The sequence below is a fragment of the Rhodococcus sp. EPR-134 genome (assembly GCF_001647205.1).
Lineage (GTDB): Bacteria > Actinomycetota > Actinomycetes > Mycobacteriales > Mycobacteriaceae > Rhodococcus_F > Rhodococcus_F qingshengii.
In genome coordinates, this window is record NZ_LVCT01000384.1 from 1 (window position 1) to 4215 (window position 4215).

5 protein-coding genes are annotated in these 4215 nt (G+C 62.5%); 4 read left to right on the plus strand and 1 reads right to left on the minus strand.

The genetic code is table 11. From position 1 onward, the window contains the following. Positions 1 to 549: MFS transporter (locus tag A2J01_RS17435; RefSeq protein WP_156519303.1), on the minus strand; the 549-nt coding region annotated here is incomplete at its 3' end. 128 nt (positions 550 to 677) lie between these two features. On the opposite strand from A2J01_RS17435, the gene A2J01_RS17440 reads away from it, so the two are divergent. The 4 genes from A2J01_RS17440 to A2J01_RS17455 form a co-directional block, all read left to right on the plus strand. Further along, positions 678 to 1373 (plus strand): TetR/AcrR family transcriptional regulator, encoded by a 696-nt coding sequence (locus A2J01_RS17440; RefSeq protein ID WP_007731067.1) that lies wholly within the window; start codon positions 678 to 680, stop codon positions 1371 to 1373. 112 nt (positions 1374 to 1485) lie between these two features. Continuing rightward, the gene (locus A2J01_RS17445) at positions 1486 to 2574 is read left to right on the plus strand and encodes a PhoH family protein (RefSeq protein ID WP_064113190.1); all 1089 of its coding nucleotides are present in this window, start codon (positions 1486 to 1488) and stop codon (positions 2572 to 2574) included. Between the two features lie 48 nt (positions 2575 to 2622). Continuing rightward, complete coding sequence (gene ybeY, locus A2J01_RS17450) at positions 2623 to 3165, plus strand: rRNA maturation RNase YbeY (RefSeq protein WP_064113191.1); 543 nt, start codon at positions 2623 to 2625, stop codon at positions 3163 to 3165. Between the two features lie 21 nt (positions 3166 to 3186). Further along, positions 3187 to 4215: hemolysin family protein (locus A2J01_RS17455; protein ID WP_064113193.1), on the plus strand; the 1029-nt coding region annotated here is incomplete at its 3' end.

Consider the following 4215-nt stretch of genomic DNA (forward strand, 5'->3'; position numbering starts at 1 on the left):
CGGGACGTTGATCAGGAAAGTGATGCTCCAGGAATGACTGTCGAGAATCCATCCGGCCAACAGCGGACCGAGTGCAATCGCGAGACCCGATGTCGCCGCCCACGCCGCGATGGCGCGTGATCGCTCCGCTTTGGGAAAGGTAGCGACCAGAAGCGAAAGCGTCGCGGGCATGATGATCGCGGCGCCGACGCCCATGATCATTCGTGCCGCGATGACGGCGTTGGTGGTGTCCGCGATGCTGCCGAAGACGGCGCCGCCGGCGAACACGGCGAGTCCGGCGAGAAGTGCGCCGCGGCGACTGTACTTGTCACCGATCACGCCGAACAGCAGCATCAATGCGGCGTAGGGAACGGTGTAGCCGTCGATGACCCATTGAAGTTGCGTGCTGGTGAGGCCGAGGTCTCTGGTCATGTCCGGCGCCGCGACGATCAGCGCGGTATTCGCCATCACGACGATCAGCAGACTCAGGCACAACACCCCGAGCGCGGCCCACCGCCGTGAGTACGGCTGGTCCATCTCCGAGACAGGTTTGCTCATGAGTGTCGTCATGACGCGACTCCGTTCCTGATGATCGAAGACACTCCTCGATCTATTTGCACACTGATGTGTAAATTAATAACTTGCACACCGATGTGCAACTATGATTGACCTAGATCACAGTTGGGCAGTCGAAAGAGGTGGAACGCGCGTTGACGCATTCGGGCACAGTCGTTTCGGGAACTGCCGAATCGGGCGGACGGCAGCGTCGTAGTCAGGCCGCGGCCAATCGCAATCGCATCATCGAGGCGGCGATCACGGCGTTCGCTGCTGATCCGGATGCGAGCATGGACGACGTCGCAAAGGCCGCCGGTGTGGTCAGGCGAACCGTGTACGCGCATTTCGACAGCCGAGAGGCGCTGATCAACGGCATCGTGGACGAGGCGTCGACCGATCTCGTAGCTGCGCTGAGCCAAGCCGGCGAGCCGCCCGAGCGCCCGGATCTGGCGACTGCCGTACTGGCATTGCTGTCATGGCCGGTCGGTGATCGCTTCCGGATGCTGCTCAGCTTTGCTCGCAAAGAGTTGGGGGAGCAGCGGATTCTCGATCTGATGGAGCCCGCGCGCGCCGTGAGTATCAGCGTCGTCGAGCGCGGTCAGCGTGACGGAACCTTCTCGAAATACCTGCCGGCCGAGACTCTGGTAGCGATGACCGAGGCGATCACGATCACTTTGTTCGATCAGGCCAACAGTGGGCTCATCACGGACTCGGGCGAATCCTTTGCCGCCGTGTGCCTGGTCATCGCGGGTATCAGTCCGGACAGAAGCTCCGAGATCGTCGCCGAAGCGTCGGAGTGGATCCGCGAATCGCTGCCGTCCGGTCGCCGCGAGGATTAGGCCGGGACGATTAACAAGTGGGCCGTGTCCGACTCTGGCGCTAGACTTCGAAGTATCGAGGCTCACGAGTCGAGTGGGCTGATCGGACCAGAAAGCAGGCCATATTCACCACGTGAGTGAACACAGTGAACTCGACGGGAACCGTGTAACCACCATCACCGAGCGCGCTCTGCCCGCAGAGCGCACCGTCCGTTCGAGTATGGATCTGGCGCCGGAGACCGTGCGTCAAATCCTGGGGGCGACGGACGAGAATCTCACCGCGATCGAACGTGAGCTTCGTGCCGACATTCATGTACGTGGCGGAACCATCTCCTTGTCGGGGACGGCTGCAGACGTGGCGCTGGCAGAACGTGTGTTCAGTGAATTGGCGTCGTTGGCCGGTCGAGGGCAGCCCATTGCCCCGGACGCTGTTCGACGAACCATCGGCATGCTCACCAACGAGGTCGGCGAATCTCCGGCCGAGGTGCTCTCCCTCGACATTCTTTCGCGTCGGGGCAAGACGATTCGGCCGAAGACCCTCAACCAGAAACGCTACGTCGACGCCATCGACGAGAACACCATCGTGTTCGGAGTCGGCCCGGCCGGTACCGGCAAGACCTACCTCGCCATGGCCAAGGCCGTTCAGGCGTTGCAGGCCAAGCGGGTCTCTCGGATCATCTTGACCAGGCCGGCAGTCGAGGCCGGGGAGCGACTGGGCTTTCTGCCCGGCACGCTGCACGAGAAGATCGATCCGTATCTCCGCCCGCTGCACGACGCATTGCACGACATGATGGATCCCGAGGCGATTCCGAAGTTGATGCAGGCCGGAGTCATCGAGGTCGCTCCGCTCGCCTACATGCGTGGCCGGACGCTCAACGACGCCTTCATCATCTTGGACGAAGCGCAGAACACCACGGCCGAGCAGATGAAGATGTTCCTGACCCGCCTCGGGTTCGGTTCCAAGATCGTGGTCACCGGAGACGTGACCCAGGTCGATCTGCCGGGCGGGGCCCGTTCGGGTCTGCGCGCGGCATCCGAAATCCTCACCGGGATCGACGATATTCATTTCGCCACTCTCGACAGCAGCGACGTCGTACGTCATCGGCTGGTCTCTCACATCGTCGACGCTTACGAGCGTCACGAATCGGATCGGTCCGGCGAGTTGGCGGTCGGAAACCGGGCGCAGCGCCGCGCTGCACATGCTCATTCACCGCGACGGTAGGCTGAGCGACGCATCAACCCCTACTTTTCCCAGGAAAGAGCGCCGCACATGAGCATCGAGGTCTCGAACGAATCGGGCATGGACATCTCCGAACCGGAGTTGATCAGCGTTGCCCGTTTCGTGATCGCTCGGATGGATGTCCATCCGGCGGCCGAGCTGTCGATGGTTCTCGTCGACTCCGCGACGATGGCGGATCTGCACGTTCGCTGGATGGACCTGCCGGGCCCGACCGACGTCATGTCGTTCCCGATGGACGAACTCGAGCCTGGTGGCCGTCCCGATTCCCCCGAGCCGGGGCCGTCGATGCTCGGCGACATCGTGCTGTGTCCGTCTTTTGCCGCGGATCAGGCTGACAAGGCCGGGCATTCACTGGCTCACGAACTTGCCCTCCTGACCGTCCACGGTGTGTTGCACCTCCTCGGCTACGACCATGCGGAGCCGGAGGAGGAGAAGGAGATGTTCGGCTTGCAGAACAACCTCCTCGAAGAGTGGTACGAAGACCTTCGCTGTATCGACCGCGAAGCAGCACTGGCCGAACGCGATCAGAAGCTGCTCGGTAAGACCGGTTTCGTCGACGGAGTGGACCGATAACAGTTATCCGGGGGTTCTGTAGTGAGTAGCGCCATAGCGCTCTTTGTTCTGGCGATTGCTCTTGTCCCGGTCGGTGGTGTGTTCGCGGCCGTCGACTCGGCGCTCAACACCATTTCGTCGGCGCGGATCGACGAGATGGCAAAGGAAGAGCGAGCCGGCGCCGCGCGAGTGCAACGCATCCTGACCGATCGTCCGCGATACGTGAATCTGATGGTCCTGCTTCGCATTTTGTGCGAGATCACGGCCACCGTCGTACTCGTGGGCGGCCTGATCGACGTCCTCTCGCTGGGCTGGGCACTGACCGTCACCGCGGTGATCATGGTTCTCGTCTCGTACGTGGTCATCGGCGTCGGACCGAGAACGCTTGGGCGCCAACATGCGTACTCCATCGCGATGGCCGCGTCGCTGCCACTGCTGTGGATCGGGGTTCTGCTCGGGCCGATCAGTCGCGTCCTGATCCTCGTGGGTAACGCATTGACCCCGGGTAAGGGCTTCCGCAACGGCCCGTTCGCGTCGGAAATCGAGTTGCGTGAACTCGTGGACATGGCGCAGGAACGTGGCGTCGTGGCCGACGAAGAACGCCGAATGATCCAGTCCGTCTTCGAACTGGGAGACACGTCGGCGCGCGAGGTGATGGTGCCCCGCACCGACATGGTGTGGATCGAGAACGACAAGAATGCCGGGCAGGCAACGTCGTTGGCCGTCCGCAGTGGTCACTCGCGCCTGCCGGTCATCGGGGAGAACGTCGACGACGTGCTCGGTGTCGTCTACCTCAAGGATCTGGTCAAGCAGACCTACCACCTGCCCGACGGCGGCCGGAACGTCAACGTCTGCGACGTCATGCGGCCCGCCGTCTTCGTTCCCGACTCGAAGCCGCTCGACAGCTTGCTGGCCGAGATGCAGCGCGACCGCAACCACATGGCGATACTCGTCGACGAGTACGGCGGAATCGCCGGGCTCGTCACGATCGAGGACGTCATCGAAGAGATCGTCGGTGAGATCGCCGACGAGTACGACGAGGACGAGACGCCGCCCATCGAGGATCTCGGT

What these genes read in the sequence shown, in the direction of transcription:
- ybeY (WP_064113191.1), top strand. Translation starts at nt 2,623, where the DNA reads ATGAGCATCGAGGTCTCGAACGAATCGGGCATGGACATCTCCGAACCG.